Consider the following 17,981-nt stretch of genomic DNA (forward strand, 5'->3'; position numbering starts at 1 on the left):
GTTCTTTTGAATAAACAAATATTTCATTTTTGAGGTTTCAAGAAGATGCCCACAAAATTACATCGAATCCAGAATTGTTAGCTTTTTTGAAGAAGATCGAACATTCTAACTTTTGAAACAAACTTATTACAGTATTTTTTTCATGCGCCCGAGTAGTAATGTTCGCATCTAACCCTCGTTTTTCAAGCCTATAAAGCGCGCCATTTTATCTAAGAAAACGTGAGTTCGGCATAACAAATGCGAAAACGAAAACGATTATTATGTTGTGACCCTCAGAGAACAGCACTTTAGTTTCAGCGTGGCCCAGCCTTTGCTTGCAAAGGCTGATTCGCCCAAACTTTCTTATATCGAATTCACGTTAAGAAAAAAGCACTCACCGTCGTACAAAAAGCAAACAATACAAGGAACTAATAAAAAAAATTTCGTAGAAAATGCTTTTACCGGTATTAAAAGATTTAGAGGTTGTCCCAAAACCTCCTTGTACTTGTAGTCTCAGGAAATAGATATGACATATGAAATCAGATTTAGGTCATTTAGATATCCCTGAAGAGATTTGGAAACGTCTTCATCCCTTGCTACCAAAGCGTAAAACAAACTCCAAGAAAGGAGGTCGTCCTCGGCTTGATGATAGAGTGGCGATGGCCGCAATATTTTACAGGGTAAGAACAGGAATTCAATGGAGATATATACCTCCGATGTTCGGTTCAAAATCAACGTTACATAGAAGATTTCAGGAATGGGTAGCCAGCGGAGTTTTTGATAAAATTGAAAAAGAAGCATTAAAACTTTATGAGCGCACTGTTAAAATTAGAACTAAAAGAATGGCATCTGATGGTAGCTTCGCAAGAGCTCCCAAAGGGGGGCTTTCACGGGTCCAAACCCGACGGATCGCGGCAAAAGAGGCCTTAAAAGGCATATTCTCGTCGATCGGCGTGGAGCACCTGTAGCTTTTGTAATCGCTTCGGCAGGAACTCACGATTCTAAATTACTTTTTCCTACTTTAGAAAAGTTCAAAGTATTTAGAAACAAAAAATTGCTTAAACCAGAAATCCTTTCTTTAGATAAGGCTTACTCTAACAAAACGATTAAGAACAATTTAAAAAAGAAGAATATTCAATATCGAATTCCAAATAAAAAGAATGCGAGAAATCCTGAATGGATTGCTCCGCTAAATCCTTTTAGATGGACAGTCGAACGTACTTTTGCTTGGTTTAATGCATTTAGAGCCATAAAAACTTGTTGGGAATTCAAATTTGAAAATTATAAGGCATTATTCCAAATCGCATTTGCTATCATTTTAATTAGAATGTCCTGGAAATAGGTTTTGGGACAAGCTCTTAGAATTACCTCGGATGTTATTAAAAGTTTTAGAAAAGATTTTAAACATTTCGTTTTAGCCGCGGGACTTGGGGATTTTCGCCTATTTATTATTAAATGTATTAATTAGTAATTTTTTAACAACTCTATTTTAGAAAACATGAAGAGCTTTTAGAAATTTTTCCACGATAGACATCGAAATTCATCTTGGATCGATTTCTATTTCATCCAAATGAACGATAGAAGTTTTCAACAACTCCATTCACAATCTACTTAAAGATATTTTAATTCGACTTCTAATTAACCCTTTTGGATTATAATGCGATCTTTAATTTTAGATTTCATTGAGGTTGTGTCGTATTTCTATCGTATTGAGAATGATTCTAACGTTACCTGAGAACATCAGGCTCTCATTCCTGCGAAATTCTTATTTTCACGTCTTCGATTTATAAGGAATTACAATAATTTTTTATAAATTTTATTTTCCGTTCAAAATGAAAACATCCGCCTGTTGCATTGAGGACAAAGATTCATATTTTATAAAGAATAGGAATCTTAAGGAAAATAAAATGAAACAAATTTTTTCAATGTGCCTGGCAGCTTTTCTGTTATTTGCGGGATGTGCGGGAGCAAACGATGGAAATGAAAATTCTTCGCTCCTTCTTTTGGGAATCTCCGACAAATCGTTGTTAGATATTGCAGCAAATCCTCAGAGATCCTTAGTAAATTCAGTACCGACACCCAACGTTCATTACGTGGATGCTCTTTCGGGAAATAATTCCAACCCTGGAACGTCACTCGCTCCTTACAAAACTATTACGTATGCAGTTTCGCAACCCGGAAATACGATCTATGTAGCGCCCGGAACCTACAACGAAACGCTGGGAGAAACGTTTCCCATAAAGATACCTGCAGGTATAAATTTAATCGGAAATGAATCCGGAAAAGGCATAGAAAGTAAAGTAAAGGGAGGAAATTCCGGTTATACCGGCACTGGGATCATTCGTAATGAAGGACCTACTTTGATTTTGGGAATGGGAGTGGTTTCCACTGGATTTGAGTACGCTACTTTGATTTTAGAAAACGGCAGCACAGTTGCCGGATTTACGATTACCAATCCTAAACCTTACTCTGGAGCGGACACTTCGGCTGTTCAAGTTCCTGGATCAATTTCCGGCATTATTTCCGGAATCACAATTCGAAACAACACATTGACCGAAAATATCGGAGGTGCGGGGGTTTTTATCCGAACTTCCAATCAGGGCGAAACTGGAAATATCATTTCCGGTAATACTATCGTTTCAAATTATTTCGGGATCTATAATTCTTTCTCAAACGCAGCGATCAAAGTAGAAAATAATTTGATTTCTCGGAACAAGTCGGGAATTCTTCTCATGACTAATACCGACTTCGGTATCAACGTGGATTTGGGAGGAGGAAGCACTGGAAGTGTGGGAAACAATACCATTTCCTGCAATACGTTTAATGATCTATACACATCGGCTTCGAATACGACTACTTTGTATGCTAAGAACAATCATTGGGATCACATTCCGCCTACTGTACTGACGACAGGCGGAGTTGCGGATATATTGAATCCTTCCAATTCTTCCATTTTAACTTCTGGCATGAGTCTCGCGGCTGCGCCTTGTAACCCGTAAAATTCATTCCTCATTCCCATCGCTTTCGAATGTAAGAAAGCGATGGGACCGTTTGTAAAGTCTTAAACATATAAAATCGATCATCGTTGTAACTCGAAAAATGATCGAAGTTTTATTTTCTATAATCCGAACAGGAAAATTACTCAACTCTATGAATAAAAAAGAATCTGAATCGAAAATTAGCTCATTATAGTCTTATGTAAAAAAATAGTGGGAAACGAGATGGCTTTGACACAGAAACTCCGTAAGATGCGAAATAAAATTCCCGGTAAACCGATCTCAAAGGACACGACGAAACGAGATATTTAAGACTTGTTCCAAAACCTAGGAATGTGGGAACTACTACATTTTTAAACGATGAGAAAATCTTATAAAATCTTAAAGACTGTCAAAGTCCTTGGGAACTACTGCAAATAAGGTTCCACTTAGGCAGTGTGTAAATTAAAAATAAAGTTTGGCACCGAACTTGGTTTCTTCCAAAGAAGTAAAATAGTTTTTTCTATACTGAAATTCTAAAGCGATATGTTCCGTTAGCAAATAATTTCCTTGTATGGAAAACTCTGGAAAATACTGCTTATCTCCGAAAGAATAAGAACGATAGTCTCCTATCAAATGAAACGAAAGTCGTTCGGTAATTCTGCACAATACCCCGACGGTTGCGACTGATCCCAAGCGATATCCCCTCCGAAAAGAATCGGATATATCTCCTCTCACGTCCAAAAATGAATAAAAAATCAAACTATAACGCGAGAAATAATAAAACGGTTCCGAAGCGACTCCAAATCCGAAACTAGAAAAGCCAAATAAAATACCCGGATCTTCCTTAAAAACTTTTTCCGTCAAAAGAGATTTAACACCTACATCGAAACGCCAAGATGCCTTATTCAAGAATTGACCGATTGGATGCAGAGAAGTCATCTGAATAAAATGTATCTCTTGAAGTTTAGGCGATTTCATATTCTCATAAACACGTATATTCGTATTCAAAAAGTATAATTGATTGTACGGAGAATAACCAGGATACGAATCCGTAAAGTCCCTTAGGACCGGCCTAAAATTAAATTCCCCAAATACACCATTGGAAGAATTCCCCGCAGATATCATAATTTGAGAAGGATCGTGCCCAAGAAGTGGATTAGACGCCGTAGGAGGAAAATAATAATCATTGAGTTTTAATAAATTTCCCATATCCCCTCTCAGTGAATTATATTTATAATACCTTTCCTTATCCTTTTCGTCGAGGGTTCCTTTTTCCATAGATTTTTTAATCAGAAGATAATCGATCATAGCATCATAAAGAATCGCTCTGCGGTTTTCAGGTAACCCCTGACTCACATCCGTATCGTCCTTGATAACTTTTCTTAAAAGTTCCCTCTCCGACTCATTTAGAAAACCATACTTTTGTCTATATCTTTCTACAATCGAAGGTCTGAACTTTACTTCCAATAATAAGTTCTTTTGAGCCGCCATTAACTTGATCGTATCGGCAGGTTGTACTAAAATTTTTTTCCGATCAGATAATCGGAGTTCCGGATTACCTACATCAAGCAAAGTGAGAATTCTAAAAGAGCAATTTTCATCAAAAAAATAATAATCAAAATGATTTTTCTGCATTTCCCATAAATGGCGGATTATTCTTTCGATACCTCTTTCGTCAATATTCAGCTTATATTCCCAAAGACTTCGATTTTCGTACTCGTTATATTCGTATATCTTATATTTATATTTTTGAATTTCAAAAGATCCCGGAAAATTTCCGCTCAAACCATTGAAAACATAGGAAAAAGGGTCTACAATTCTCGGAATTATCGCCGCGTAAGTAACGACTACGTCTTCCAACTCTTCCGCTTCCTTAGTACCAGAATTAAACTTAAGCATCGTATGTCCAAATAAGGAAGCTGGATGTTCAGGGTGAAAGGCGGCAAAAACAACAGAAAGCGAATGCGCTCTCATTTGATTATGAAACTCTTCAAATTTAGGACAAGACGGTATCGGAAATAAATTTGGATCTATGGAGAACCGTTCCCGTATCCAATGAAAACGGGCCGGAAATAAACATTCGACTGACAGATCGGTTAGAGCTTCGTCTTTTGAGAAAACCCTAAGACTCGTTTCCAATTCTAAAAACGGATTCGTCTTACCGGACGGAGAGAGAAAAAAGGAATCGCTGTCTGCATAACTTCTATATTTGTTTTCAGAGACTTTCTCATAGTGCAATAAAGTTAACCAGCTTCTTTCTTTATAAATCCCCTCCTTTTGGATACTTCCGATTTTATCTTCTATAAAAAGTCTTCTTGAGGTTGGGTTTTCTGAAAAAAGAGGAATAATAAACAGATAAGCAATTAAAACGTAAGAAAATAATCTAATCAAGGATGTCCTTGAAAATCAGCCGCCCAACGAACAAGCGGCTGAACAAAACTATTTAACGCCAGTTGCCTGACAAGCTTCAGTTCCAGAAATTCTTGAAGTAGAAAACATACCGCCGGTTGCAGCTCCTCCAGCATTAACAACCTGTGTTGCACCTTCTTTGTTCAAATCGTTTAAACAAGCCGTTACAGGTGCTCCCCAAGCGGTAAAAATTACCGGGTTCATCTGAGTCGCCGTAATTACCTCTTTACCACCAACTTTAGTTTTGTCGATACTATAACAATTGGCAATTAAACCAACAACGAAGCTTAAAAATAGAATTTTTTTCATTAAGTAATTCTCCTTGATTTTAGCTAAAATTCCTTTCTACAGAGCCTTAGCAATCATAAAATTTTGCGCAATTATTTCTTTGTAATGCATAGAAAAACGTATTTCAAAATAAGATAATTCTATTTATCTTTTGAAGATCAGCAGACTCTTTATTTCAATATTTTCTAAAGAAGATTTGATTTCCCTTAAATCTCTATAGGCAGATCAGTTTTATAAGTCCGGTATTCAAAATATATCTTTTAAATATCCTCCGAATTAATAATTATACCCTTTCTTTATGTTATTCGATCTTAATTTGTAGGAAAGTAAAAATTCGCTCTTGGAAATAAATAGAACAATCCGAATCAAAGAATTCGTATTATAAGGGATTCAATAGGAATAGAAAATACACATTAAGTATAGGTATTACAAGGATAATTACGAAATCTTATATTCAATTTTATCAATATAATGAAATCACTTTCAAACCGAAAAAATTAGGTTATCGACTCCGATAAAAATAACGATTTAACCTGATTCAATCTGCAGAAAACCTCGCCAAACGTTTTTACTCCGGATAATTTTGCTTGTCGAAACAATTCAAAATAAAACAGACTTCGTAGGCAAATCGGTAATAAATGCACTTATCTATCTTTCTAAAACCGCAATTTCTCAGAAAATTCGAAGCTATTTTTCCGAAATGCTACCGTGTTTCTATTTCTTGATAACCATTTTCTCCGAAAATACAAATACAATTTGCCGCTTAGCCTTCTAAGACAAAATGGCGCCCCTTCTGGGCTTGAAAACCGTGGGTTAGATGCAAGCATTTACCACAAAACAAGAAAACCAACAGAAGGAACGTAATGAAAAGAAAAATATATGTAGGAATGGATGTCCACAAAGAAACGATTAGAATTGCGAGTTTAACGAACAATACAAAGGAAATAGTAAAAGAACAGCAGATAAAACATAATGAGGTTCAGATCAAAAAGTTCGTCAATAAACTAAAATCAGAATGGAACGAGATACATAGTTGTTACGAGGCAGGAGTAACCGGTTATCCACTTTACAGATATCTCAAGTCTTTGGGAGTGAACTGTATCCTTGTAGCACCCGGAAAGATACCAAGACAAAGCTCGGATAAGATCAAAACGGATAAGAGAGATGCAATCAAATTAGCAAAATTATTGCGAAGTGGAGAATTAGAATCGATTCATGTACCGAGTGAAGAGGACGAAGCGGTAAGAGATTATCTGAGATCCCGTGACAGCCTTCGTTTGGATTTAGGAAGGAATCGTCAGAGGTTAATGAAATTCTTATTAAGAAAGGGTATAACTTACTCAGCAACAAAGTATTGGACAGTCAGTCATAACAAATGGTTGAACAATCTACAGTTTAACAACGAGATCCTTCAAGAGACATTTAACGACTATTATAGTCGAGTAAGAGTTCAAGAAGAGAATTTAAAAGCGATGGATAAGAGAATACAAGAGATAGCGAAAAGTGAACCGTATCGAGAGAAAGTAGGAATATTAAGATGTTTCCGAGGAGTGGATTATCTAACCGCAATGTTTTTACTTTGTGAGGTTTGTGACTTCAAACGATTCAAAACAGCCGGTTCGTTCATGAGTTTTTTAGGACTTGTTCCGGGAGAATATTCCAGCGGTTCCAAAAGAAAACAAACAGGGATAACAAAAACTGGAAGTCCCAGACTTCGAAGAATATTGACAGAAGCAGCTTGGCAACATCGTTTCCCTGGAACAGGAAGTAAGATTGTAACCGCACGTAGATCGGGACAACCTGCGTTAGAGCTTGTCCCAAAACCTATTTCCAGGACATTCTAATTAAAATGATAGCAAATGCGATTTGGAATAATGCCTTATAATGAGGGTGTCAGCGCTCCTGTGTAAATGACATATCTTAAAACGAATCGAACTTCAACCGATCGCCGAAAATAATCGAAAATTGATTCATTGCTTTTCCCCAATCTTGAATAGGCATGGTCCATTTTTTAGACATATTATTCAAAGCTAAATAAAGAAGCTTGATAGCCGCTTCATCGGTAGGAAACGAACCCCGATTCTTGATAATTTTTCTTAGCCCCATATTCATAGATTCGATGGCGTTTGTGGTGTAAATCGCCTTACGAATATTAGGTGGATAAGCCAAAAAAGGAATCACCGATTCCCAATTGTTTCTCCAGGACTTGCTGATCATCGGATATTGACTGTCCCATTTGGTTGAAAAATCATCAAGGCTTTTCTTAGCAATCTCTGCCGACGGAGATTTGTAGATAGCCTTTAAATCAATCATCAACTCTTTCTTCTGTTTGTAAGAAACCCATTTCAAAGAATTCCTTACCATATGAACGATACAAAGTTGAACTTGTGCATTAGGAAAAACTGATATGATCGTATCCGGAAATCCTTTTAACCCGTCAACGCAGGCGATTAAGATATCTTCAACTCCGCGATTCTTTAAATCGGTTAAGATCTGAAGCCAGAACTTCGCTCCTTCGGTGCGCTCCACCCAAATCCCAAGTATCTCTTTTGTGCCCTGTAGATTGATTCCTAAAGCCAAATAGAAGGATTTGTTTTGAACGTGGTGGCCGTCTCTCACCTTTACGACTAACGCGTCCATGATGAGAATTGGATATACTTTATCCAAGGGGCGATTCTGCCACTCGATCACCGTTTCCAGTACCGAATCGGTGACTTCTGAGATCAGATCCGCTGAGACTTCCACTTGATAGATTTCTTGGAGATGTTGGGTAATTTCTCGTGTGGTCATTCCACGAGAATACATCGAAATGATTTTGTCATCGAAGCCGGTAAAACGTGTCTGACCTTTTTGTATGATCTGAGGTTCGAAACTGCCGTTTCTGTCTCGAGGTATTTCCAAATCGATTGTTCCAAAATCTCCTTTGAGCTTTTTGCTACTTTTTCCATTCCGAGAATTTCCTGTGTTATTGCCCAACGAGGAATTCTTCTCATATCCAAGGTGATGCGTCATCTCACCTTGCATCGCTCGCTCTATCAGTGATTTCGTTAGTTGCTTTAAGAGGCCTTCATTTCCCAGTAGATCTTCAGGACTCTTATCTTTGATTAATTCATCGAGTAGCTCTTCAGCTCGATTTTTGGGTTTGCTCATATTGGGTTTATCCTTGTTACTTTTTGGTTATTCACAAGTCATTTACACAATCAAGCCGACACTCTCCTTATAATTTTCAAATTTGAATTCCCAACAAGTTTTTATGGCTCTAAATGCATTAAACCAAGCAAAAGTACGTTCGACTGTCCATCTAAAAGGATTTAGCGGAGCAATCCATTCAGGATTTCTCGCATTCTTTTTATTTGGAATTCGATATTGAATATTCTTCTTTTTTAAATTGTTCTTAATCGTTTTGTTAGAGTAAGCCTTATCTAAAGAAAGGATTTCTGGTTTAAGCAATTTTTTGTTTCTAAATACTTTGAACTTTTCTAAAGTAGGAAAAAGTAATTTAGAATCGTGAGTTCCTGCCGAAGCGATTACAAAAGCTACAGGTGCTCCACGCCGATCGACGAGAATATGCCTTTTAAGGCCTCTTTTGCCGCGATCCGTCGGGTTTGGACCCGTGAAAGCCCCCCTTTGGGAGCTCTTGCGAAGCTACCATCAGATGCCATTCTTTTAGTTCTAATTTTAACAGTGCGCTCATAAAGTTTTAATGCTTCTTTTTCAATTTTATCAAAAACTCCGCTGGCTACCCATTCCTGAAATCTTCTATGTAACGTTGATTTTGAACCGAACATCGGAGGTATATATCTCCATTGAATTCCTGTTCTTACCCTGTAAAATATTGCGGCCATCGCCACTCTATCATCAAGCCGAGGACGACCTCCTTTCTTGGAGTTTGTTTTACGCTTTGGTAGCAAGGGATGAAGACGTTTCCAAATCTCTTCAGGGATATCTAAATGACCTAAATCTGATTTCATATGTCATATCTATTTCCTGAGACTACAAGTACAAGGAGGTTTTGGGACAACCTCTTATTATTCGAGGGCTTTTGTGACCTATCCCCCGAATTTAGGACCAGTTAGAATGTTTGAAATCCTCCAGAAGAATCATAAACTTGGAGGAAAATATGAAGAAACGATTCAGCGAAGAACAAATCCATAAGATTCTAAAGGAATCGGAATCAGGAGTTTCGACCCCAGATATTTGTCGGAAGTATGGAATCAGCGGAAATACATTTTACCGTTGGCGTTCGAAATATGGTGGTCTCGAACTGAGCGATCTAAAGCGGATGAAAACTTTGGAAGAAGAGAATAGTAAGCTCAAGAAACTGTATGCAGAATTAGCTTTAGAAAATGAAGCAATCAAGATGTTACTTGAAAAAAAGTGGTAAGCCGAGAGCAGAAACAAGAGGCGGTCATGTTAATCAAATCAAAGCTCGGGGAACGCAAGTCCTGTAGACTCTTGAGCGTTTCGCGGACTGGCTTTCGGTATCGTTCCAAAATTCAGGATCCAGACATAGAACTAAAAGATCGAATTCGTTCTTTAGCGTATAAGTATAAAAGGGCGGGTTACAGACAGATCCATGACTTCATACGACAAGAAGAACGAGTAAATCATAAACGAATCTATCGCTTGTATTCCGAATTGGGCTTAAAATATCGAATCAAACCAAAGCGAAAGAAACTATCGTTACCATCAGTTCCAAAGCTTGTTCCTAAGAATTCTGGAGAAAGATGGTCCATGGATTTCATGTCGGACTCACTCTACTCGGGAAAAAGATTCAGAATTTTGAATATTATCGATGACTTTGGAAGATTCGCCGTGGTAACGCAGACAGAATTCTCAATCACTTCCGAACGCTTAGAGCCGGTCTCAAAACTGGTTGTACAGAGAAAGTGTAAAAATATAAATGTGAAATGGACAAATATTATTCAGAAATCCCCGATGCACTTTGGGAAAAAATAGCACCATTGATTCCTAAAGAAAAGCCCAATCTTCAAGGAGGTCGCAATCGTGTTCCTTCAAGAATAGTAATGGCAGGTATCATCTATCGAATGAAAACAGGCTGTCAGTGGCGTGCAATTCCCAATGAGTTTGGATCTGGTCAAACTTGTCACAGAAGATTTCAAGAATGGGAACGAGCAGGGGTATTCAAAAAGATCTATAAATCCATTTTAAAATATTATGATGTAAAGAATCAGATAGCATGGGACTGGGCTTCGATGGATTCGGCAATGGTTAAAGCTCCCAAAGGGGGAGTTTAACCGGGAAAAATCCTACAGACCGTGCCAAATTAGGGGTTAAACGGCATATCCTTACGGATGGAAATGGAATTCCTTTGGCAATTACGTTGACTGGAGCTAACGTTCATGACAAACACGGTGTAAAAGATACGTTGAATTCAATCCTAATATTTTCCGGAAAAAGAAGAAAAAAGCCAAAACATCTTTGTTTAGATAAAGGTTATGACTTCCAAGATATAGAAGTTTTAATCAAAAGAAGAAACATTCAATCTCATATTCGGAAAAAAGGTGAAAAGCCTCTCATCGGTAAATACAATCGTTCATATGGTAAGGAATTCTTTGAAATGGGTTTCTTACAAACAGAAGAAAGAGTTGATGATTGATTTAAAGGCTATCTACAAATCTCCGTCGGCAGAGATTGCTAAGAAAAGCCTTGATGATTTTTCAACCAAATGGGACAGTCAATATCCGATGATCAGCAAGTCCTGGAGAAACAATTGGGAATCGGTGATTCCTTTTTTGGCTTATCCACCTAATATTCGTAAGGCGATTTACACCACAAACGCCATCGAATCTATGAATATGGGGCTAAGAAAAATTATCAAGAATCGGGGTTCGTTTCCTACCGATGAAGCGGCTATCAAGCTTCTTTATTTAGCTTTGAATAATATGTCTAAAAAATGGACCATGCCTATTCAAGATTGGGGAAAAGCAATGAATCAATTTTCGATTATTTTCGGCGATCGGTTGAAGTTCGATTCGTTTTAAGATATGTCATTTACACAGGAGCGCTGACACCCTCGAAAGAACTAACAGTTGGCACAATCGATTCAGAGCTATCCTAATTCGTTGGGAAAGAAAATCTGAAAATTATCTTGCATCTCTTTATCTCGCAAGTTCTATCATTGCTTTTAACTTTTTTGATAGGTAGTTTTGAGACCGGCTCTAAGTGCAAATTTTACTCGAAAGTTTTTTATAAAAGAATCGATTTTCAAACAAACTAAAGTTTACCATACATACCAAATCGATTAACTGGTCGATAATGCCCGATAAAGACACAAATTTCATTCATAAAGGCACGGTTGAATTTGTGAATTCCAAACTCCGAGGGGTTAGCGTTGTAAACAATATTTCAATCGAAATTCCTTATTCCCTACCCGGAGACATTTATCACGTCACTTTTTTTAAAAAGAAACGCCGCAAGCACTCCACCAAACAAGACTTAGTTTTTCAAACTCCAAGAGTCGTGATTCCTCCTTGTGCTGTATTTACGAGATGTGGAGGTTGTTCCGCGCAACACATTCCCTATGAAGAGCAATTCCATTATAAAACCTCGGCTCTTTTAGAAAGTTATAAAAAGGATTTCGGAATAGAACCTATCTTATATCCGGCCCTAAAAAAACTTCATTACAGAAATAGAATGGATTTCGCCGTATTTCCCGGACCGGTTATCGGACAAAGGGAAGCGGGTTCCTTTAGGCATATCGTCGATTTGGAATATTGTTTTATTCAAAGCGAGGAATCAAATGCGGAATTGAAAAGATTCCGAGATCTGATCTCCGAATTTCCAGACCTTCCCTACAACCGAAAATCGGATTCAGGATTTTTAAAGTATTTTACTCTTCGAAAGGCGAAGAACTCTTCCGAATTGATGACTATCCTGACTTTCGTAGAAGAATTCAAAAATTCAGATCAAGAGGAAAAATTTTCGAAAGTCTGTTTAAAATACCTGAAAGCGGACCATATTCTATTTTGTTTCAATCGAAGAAAAGGGGAAATTTCAGCGATCGGAGAAGTAAAAGTTCTCAAAGGAAAAGAATCCTATTTGGAATTCGTTTCCGGAAAAGAATTTCAAGTCCCCTTCGATTCTTTTTTCCAACCGAATCCAGAAGGGTTTCAACCTATTTTGGATTTCATCGAAACCGAAATCCCAAAATCATCCGATCATCTCATAGATCTATTTTGCGGTTCCGGTTTTTTTAGTAGAATCTTCGCCCATAGATTCAGAAGAATTACAGGAATCGACTCCACAGAAAGCTCTTTAGAAATCGCCCGTAAACAAATGTCTTTCGATTTTCCAAAAATCGAATTCTCCTACTTGAGAGAAGATCTTTTCTCAAAAAAGTCCTCTCCCAAACTGAACGAATTGCTTCAATCAAGAAATATTCTAATCGCCGATCCTCCACGTGCCGGGCTCGGCGAATTCGTTACGGAAGCATTGAAGAATTCAAAGATCTCCTCTTTTTTTTACGTTTCCTGCAATCCAACCTCCCAAAAAGAAGATCTCTGGAAATTGAAGGACTTTTTTCAAATACAAAAAATTCTCATCACGGATCCGTATCCTCAAACTCCTCACTTGGAATCCGTTGCGCTCTTAAGTTCCAAAAATATACCCATTCAATCGGATTGAATCAACCGATATGACAATTTTTTGATTCATATTTTTTCTTTCGGAGCTCATCCCTCACGAACGTTATGCAAATTTCAAACTCTCAGTAATCGAAAGCCAGAATTCCATTAACGTTCAATATAATTATATTTTTAGTATATTCTTTAATTTTTGAATATTTATTTATCTCTCTATATCCGTATCGAAACGTAATTTTAGGTTAAAATCTTTTTCCCGCAAGAAGAGACTTATTTCCTACTGTAACTTTTTTTGTGTTCACAATCACCGAATTTCAATTTACAAAACTTTCAGGACAGTTAGGATTTTTCCGTTTTTTCAGGGAATGATCCGTTAAAATTTTCAGAGTTTACGGATCCATCCAAAACGTTCAATCTTGACTCAAATGAACGCAAACGATTACAATTCCGCTAAAAATTTCCTCCTTTGCCCTTTCTTCAATTATGATTGTATACGTCCATTTCCAAAAAAGTCGGTTTTACGTTTTCGAAAGCCAAAAGCCTTTTTCAACTTCCTATAAAACTCAAAAATTCCTATAGAGATTTCAGTTTCTCATCGATATTCAAGAGGAGAGATACTTTTTATGATCAAAAAACTAGCTTTGTTTTTCATTCTCACAATCATTCTTTTGCAAGTGGGCTGTAACACCGTCATCATCCGTCCTTGGACCCCTCCCTATAAAAGCCGTTCTGTTCACGAAATCAGAGTATTGCTTGGAAAAGCCGAAGGTGATCTCCAAATTCGAGGAGAAGGAATCATTTCTGTCTATGATGCAAACGATCTTTTGATCAAAAAAGGAATCGACATCATTTCTTTGGACGCTTCACGTTTAAAGGCCCCGATTCGTTTTGTAAGTCAAAACACGAGCCTTGGATATAAATCTCTCAAAGTGCGAGGAGCAATTCATCTGATCCCCCAAAACCAAGGCCCCGCTCTTGTGGTTAATGCACTTCCTTTGGAAGAATACCTCTTGGCGGTTGTCCCCTCCGAAGTTCCTTATAGCTGGCCGATGGAAGCGTTAAAAGCCCAGGCAATCTGCGCAAGAACTTATGCCGTTCGTGAAATATTAAATAAAAAGAATACTTTCTACGACGTGGAAGCAACTACAAACTCACAAGTATACGGAGGCCTTGAAAAGGAACATCCATTGACTACAAAGGCGGTTCAAGACACAACCGGCGTGATGGCCGTCTTTGAAGAGAATCCGATCCAAGCTTTTTTTCATTCGAACAGCGGCGGAAAAACGGAAACTCCCGAAAATATTTGGGGAGGCAAAAAAGTTCCCTACCTTTCCATTGTAGCTTCGGAATTCGACAGTGCCGGAGACAACTTTTATTGGAAAGAAACGGTCTCTCAAGAACTCATCAATTCTAAATTCTCGAATTTAAAACTCGGCGAAATTCAATCAATCCAAGTTCTATCCAGAACGGCATCAGGAAGAGTCGATCTTATAGAACTCAGCGGAACGGATGGTTCTTCCAGAATTCGGGGTAAAGATTTCAGGCAAACTCTCGGCGCTTCCGTTCGCTCTTTGCGTTTCGGAATTCAAAAAGAAGGAAACGGCTTTCTTATCAAAGGAATGGGATCCGGTCACGGCGTGGGTTTAAGTCAATGGGGAAGCTTCGGGATGGCGAAAGAAAATTACAACTATGTCGAAATTTTAAGACACTACTATCCCGGAACCGATCTCGCAAGAATTACACGTTAAATTACTAATTTTAATAGGAAAACTTCTTTCATAGATTTTTTCCTTATTAAAATTCGAACATTAAGTCTACTATAAACCATATCAAAAACGGATACCAACGTTATAGAACTACTTTTTAAAATCAGTTTCTAATATTCTTATTAATTAATATAGATCCCGCTTTTTCGACGTGAATAAGAGGTATTATCCCACTGAAACCTCCTCCATCATAAACCTTTTAGCAAGAATTTTCTATCGCCGTATTCGATAATAAAGATATCTTTATCTAATTTTAAACTGAAAATTCTTATGGGTTCCACGGAAAAATTCGTAGAAACACCCATCAAATATAACAACGTTTTTGTGAAAAACTTCGAACTCTGCCTTTTACGGAAGAATGGTAGGTTAGAAGAGTTCCCAAATGGAATTGACCGAGAAAAATGATAGCTCAAGGATAACGGATGACCGAAGTGAACAATCCTCACGATCGACTGATCCGAGAAACCTTTCAGGACAAAAAAGAAGCGGCTACTTTTTTCAAAAACACGTTACCGCCGGAAGTGGTCAAACTACTCGACTTGGAAAACTTGGAATTGACCGAATCGAGCTTTATATCCGAGGAACTAAAACAAGAACAAACGGATTTGCTGTTTCAAATCCCTCTCAAGTCCGGAAACAAGTCGAACGTCTATTTACTTTTCGAACACAAAAGTTATTTAGAAAACACCATCTATATTCAATTACTCGGATATTTAACGGAAATCTATCGAAACCAACAAAGAAATGGAGAGCCACTTTCCGTAGTCATTCCATTCGTGTTCTATCACGGAGAAAAGGAATGGAAATTGGGGAATCGATTTTTGGACCAGTTCGTATTAACAAAACAAGAAACGGAAATTCTGAAGGACTTTATCCCCGATTTTAAAATAGACTTGTTTGATCTAAAAGAAGTAGAGTTGAAGAAGAAGTTGGAAAGCATTACTTTTCAAGTCACTTTGGGAGTGGTTCAAAAAATCCGGGAAGGGGATTTGGAATTTGTTTCTCACTTACCGGGGTTATTTTCGCTATTATTAGGAATAGAGGAAGAATCGAAAAGGGTTGCAATCTTACGGAAACTGTTGTTGTATATTTATTGGGCCCGTGATTTAAAACCTACGGAACTCAAAAGAGTTTTGGAAAGATCAAAATTAGAACAATACGAGGAACTAACAGTGACTACAGCGGAGAGACTCATTTCAGAAGGCATACAACAGGGAATGCAGCAAGGTATCGAAAAAGGTGTTGAGAAAGGTAAATTAGAAGATGCCGGTAAAATGTTAAAGAAAGGGATTGATCTAAAGACCGTTTTAGAAATTACAGGACTCTCCGAAAAAACCCTGAAAGAACATGGAATTCTCTAAGAATACGTCTCAAAACCTTAAAAAATATCTCTAACGATCCGGTAAGTTTCTAAAAAACGTGGGAGGTTCCCACAGATTCGTTGTATTGACTTTCAGATAGATTTTATTGTTGTTACTCCCGTTGGAGTTCCTACATCCGAGGCTTTTAAGACAAGCTCTAAATTTACTAAAAATAGGAAGGACGATAGTCAAAAAGAAAAACCAGGCTACATTGTTCCCGATATGGATCACAGCGTAGGGCAACATCTCCTAGGCAAGGTCACACTTATCCACTAATAAGAGGGTGTCGTGTCGATTGTGTAAATGACTTGTGAATAACCAAAAAGTAACAAGGATAAACCCAATATGAGCAAACCCAAAAATCGAGCTGAAGAGCTACTCGATGAATTAATCAAAGATAAGAGTCCTGAAGATCTACTGGGAAATGAAGGCCTCTTAAAGCAACTAACGAAATCACTGATAGAGCGAGCGATGCAAGGTGAGATGACGCATCACCTTGGATATGAGAAGAATTCCTCGTTGGGCAATAACACAGGAAATTCTCGGAATGGAAAAAGTAACAAAAAGCTCAAAGGAGATTTTGGAACAATCGATTTGGAAATACCTCGAGACAGAAACGGCAGTTTCGAACCTCAGATCATACAAAAAGGTCAGACACGTTTTACCGGCTTCGATGACAAAATCATTTCGATGTATTCACGCGGAATGACCACACGAGAAATTACCCAACATCTCCAAGAAATCTATCAAGTGGAAGTCTCAGCGGATCTGATCTCAGAAGTCACCGATTCGGTACTGGAAACGGTGATCGAGTGGCAGAATCGCCCCTTGGATAAAGTATATCCAATTCTCATCATGGACGCGTTAGTCGTAAAGGTGAGAGACGGCCACCACGTTCAAAACAAATCCTTCTATTTGGCTTTAGGAATCAATCTACAGGGCACAAAAGAGATACTTGGGATTTGGGTGGAGCGCACCGAAGGAGCGAAGTTCTGGCTTCAGATCTTAACCGATTTAAAGAATCGCGGAGTTGAAGATATCTTAATCGCCTGCGTTGACGGGTTAAAAGGATTTCCGGATACGATCATATCAGTTTTTCCTAATGCACAAGTTCAACTTTGTATCGTTCATATGGTAAGGAATTCTTTGAAATGGGTTTCTTACAAACAGAAGAAAGAGTTGATGATTGATTTAAAGGCTATCTACAAATCTCCGTCGGCAGAGATTGCTAAGAAAAGCCTTGATGATTTTTCAACCAAATGGGACAGTCAATATCCGATGATTAGCAAGTCCTGGAGAAACAATTGGGAATCGGTGATTCCTTTTTTGGCATATCCACCTAATATTCGTAAGGCGATTTACACCACAAACGCTATCGAATCTATGAATATGGGTTTAAGAAAAATTATCAAGAATCGGGGTTCGTTTCCTACCGATGAAGCGGCTATCAAGCTTCTTTATTTAGCTTTGAATAATATGTCTAAAAAATGGACCATGCCTATTCAAGATTGGGGAAAAGCAATGAATCAATTTTCGATTATTTTCGGCGATCGGTTGAAGTTCGATTCGTTTTAAGATATGTCATTTACACAGGAA

Annotated in this window: 13 protein-coding genes and 5 pseudogenes (1 of these 18 running past the window's edge); 14 read left to right on the forward strand and 4 right to left on the reverse strand. The window is 37.8% G+C overall.

The annotated features are described in order from the left end of the window. From LEP1GSC190_RS12060 to LEP1GSC190_RS21140, 4 genes and pseudogenes are all read left to right on the forward strand, one after another. Positions 1-14, forward strand: the final stretch of a protein-coding gene (locus LEP1GSC190_RS12060; RefSeq protein WP_002745704.1) for a hypothetical protein. Its footprint begins 229 nt before the window's first position; only the last 14 of its 243 coding nucleotides appear in the window; its start codon lies beyond the left edge, outside the window; it ends in the stop codon at positions 12-14. A 498-nt stretch (positions 15-512) separates the two neighbouring features. After that, positions 513-1,321, forward strand: a protein-coding gene (locus tag LEP1GSC190_RS12070) for an IS5 family transposase (protein ID WP_100224632.1) whose coding sequence is annotated in 2 segments (ribosomal slippage) — positions 513-852 and positions 852-1,321 — 810 coding nt in all. Because the reading frame shifts where the segments join, the coding sequence is not laid out codon by codon here. Positions 1,322-1,886: 565 nt separating this feature from the next. Continuing rightward, a complete protein-coding gene (locus tag LEP1GSC190_RS12080; RefSeq protein ID WP_002746971.1) occupies positions 1,887-2,978 on the forward strand; it encodes an LIC10774 family surface protein in 1,092 nt (363 codons plus the stop codon). 73 nt (positions 2,979-3,051) lie between these two features. Then, a pseudogene (locus LEP1GSC190_RS21140) lies at positions 3,052-3,181 on the forward strand (IS110 family transposase); the annotation flags it as partial. Positions 3,182-3,419: 238 nt separating this feature from the next. On the opposite strand, the gene LEP1GSC190_RS12090 reads toward LEP1GSC190_RS21140, so the two are convergent. Both LEP1GSC190_RS12090 and LEP1GSC190_RS12095 read right to left on the reverse strand, forming a co-directional pair. Beyond that, the gene (locus LEP1GSC190_RS12090) at positions 3,420-5,348 is read right to left on the reverse strand and encodes an Lnb N-terminal periplasmic domain-containing protein (protein WP_002746964.1); all 1,929 of its coding nucleotides are present in this window, start codon (positions 5,346-5,348) and stop codon (positions 3,420-3,422) included. 48 nt (positions 5,349-5,396) lie between these two features. Beyond that, positions 5,397-5,675, reverse strand: a complete 279-nt coding sequence (locus tag LEP1GSC190_RS12095; protein WP_002746969.1) for a hypothetical protein — start codon at positions 5,673-5,675, stop codon at positions 5,397-5,399. A gap of 842 nt (positions 5,676-6,517) precedes the next feature. Between LEP1GSC190_RS12095 and LEP1GSC190_RS12100 the strand changes: the two are divergent. Further along, positions 6,518-7,462 (forward strand): annotated as a pseudogene (locus LEP1GSC190_RS12100) (IS110 family RNA-guided transposase); the annotation flags it as partial. Positions 7,463-7,574: 112 nt separating this feature from the next. Here LEP1GSC190_RS12100 and LEP1GSC190_RS12105 read toward each other — a convergent pair. Together LEP1GSC190_RS12105 and LEP1GSC190_RS12110 are read right to left on the reverse strand one after the other, a co-directional pair. Next, positions 7,575-8,804, reverse strand: a complete 1,230-nt coding sequence (locus tag LEP1GSC190_RS12105; protein WP_002751875.1) for an IS256 family transposase — start codon at positions 8,802-8,804, stop codon at positions 7,575-7,577. 42 nt (positions 8,805-8,846) lie between these two features. Continuing rightward, a protein-coding gene (locus tag LEP1GSC190_RS12110; RefSeq protein ID WP_174232268.1) for an IS5 family transposase occupies positions 8,847-9,625 on the reverse strand; the annotation gives its coding sequence in 2 pieces (ribosomal slippage) (positions 8,847-9,286 and positions 9,286-9,625; 780 coding nt in all). 149 nt (positions 9,626-9,774) lie between these two features. Between LEP1GSC190_RS12110 and LEP1GSC190_RS21145 the strand changes: the two are divergent. The 9 genes and pseudogenes from LEP1GSC190_RS21145 to LEP1GSC190_RS12155 form a co-directional block, all read left to right on the forward strand. Continuing rightward, positions 9,775-10,511, forward strand: a pseudogene (locus LEP1GSC190_RS21145) (IS3 family transposase); the annotation flags it as partial. Positions 10,512-10,564: 53 nt separating this feature from the next. Further along, positions 10,565-10,912 carry an IS5 family transposase gene (locus LEP1GSC190_RS21150; protein WP_002746977.1) on the forward strand — a complete coding sequence of 116 codons (348 nt, stop codon included), beginning with the start codon at positions 10,565-10,567 and terminating at the stop codon, positions 10,910-10,912. A gap of 47 nt (positions 10,913-10,959) precedes the next feature. Then, entirely contained in the window at positions 10,960-11,274 is a 315-nt protein-coding gene (locus LEP1GSC190_RS21155; RefSeq protein WP_420844308.1) for a transposase, read from the forward strand. Further along, positions 11,207-11,659 (forward strand): annotated as a pseudogene (locus tag LEP1GSC190_RS12130) (transposase); the annotation flags it as partial. The gene LEP1GSC190_RS21155 and the pseudogene LEP1GSC190_RS12130, both read left to right, overlap by 68 nt. 31 nt (positions 11,660-11,690) lie before the next feature. Beyond that, positions 11,691-11,822, forward strand: a pseudogene (locus LEP1GSC190_RS20345) (IS5 family transposase); the annotation flags it as partial. Between the two features lie 111 nt (positions 11,823-11,933). Continuing rightward, positions 11,934-13,301 (forward strand): class I SAM-dependent RNA methyltransferase, encoded by a 1,368-nt coding sequence (locus LEP1GSC190_RS12140; RefSeq protein WP_036048337.1) that lies wholly within the window; start codon positions 11,934-11,936, stop codon positions 13,299-13,301. Positions 13,302-13,881: 580 nt separating this feature from the next. After that, a complete protein-coding gene (locus tag LEP1GSC190_RS12145; protein WP_002748200.1) occupies positions 13,882-15,006 on the forward strand; it encodes a SpoIID/LytB domain-containing protein in 1,125 nt (374 codons plus the stop codon). Positions 15,007-15,446: 440 nt separating this feature from the next. After that, positions 15,447-16,385, forward strand: coding sequence for an Rpn family recombination-promoting nuclease/putative transposase (locus LEP1GSC190_RS12150; RefSeq protein WP_117344656.1), 939 nt, complete (start codon positions 15,447-15,449; stop codon positions 16,383-16,385). 345 nt (positions 16,386-16,730) lie between these two features. Beyond that, a complete protein-coding gene (locus LEP1GSC190_RS12155) occupies positions 16,731-17,960 on the forward strand; it encodes an IS256 family transposase (protein WP_117344621.1) in 1,230 nt (409 codons plus the stop codon). The last annotated feature ends 21 nt before the right edge of the window (positions 17,961-17,981 follow it).

This window comes from Leptospira mayottensis 200901116 (genome assembly GCF_000306675.2).
GTDB classification, from domain to species: Bacteria; Spirochaetota; Leptospiria; order Leptospirales; family Leptospiraceae; genus Leptospira; species Leptospira mayottensis.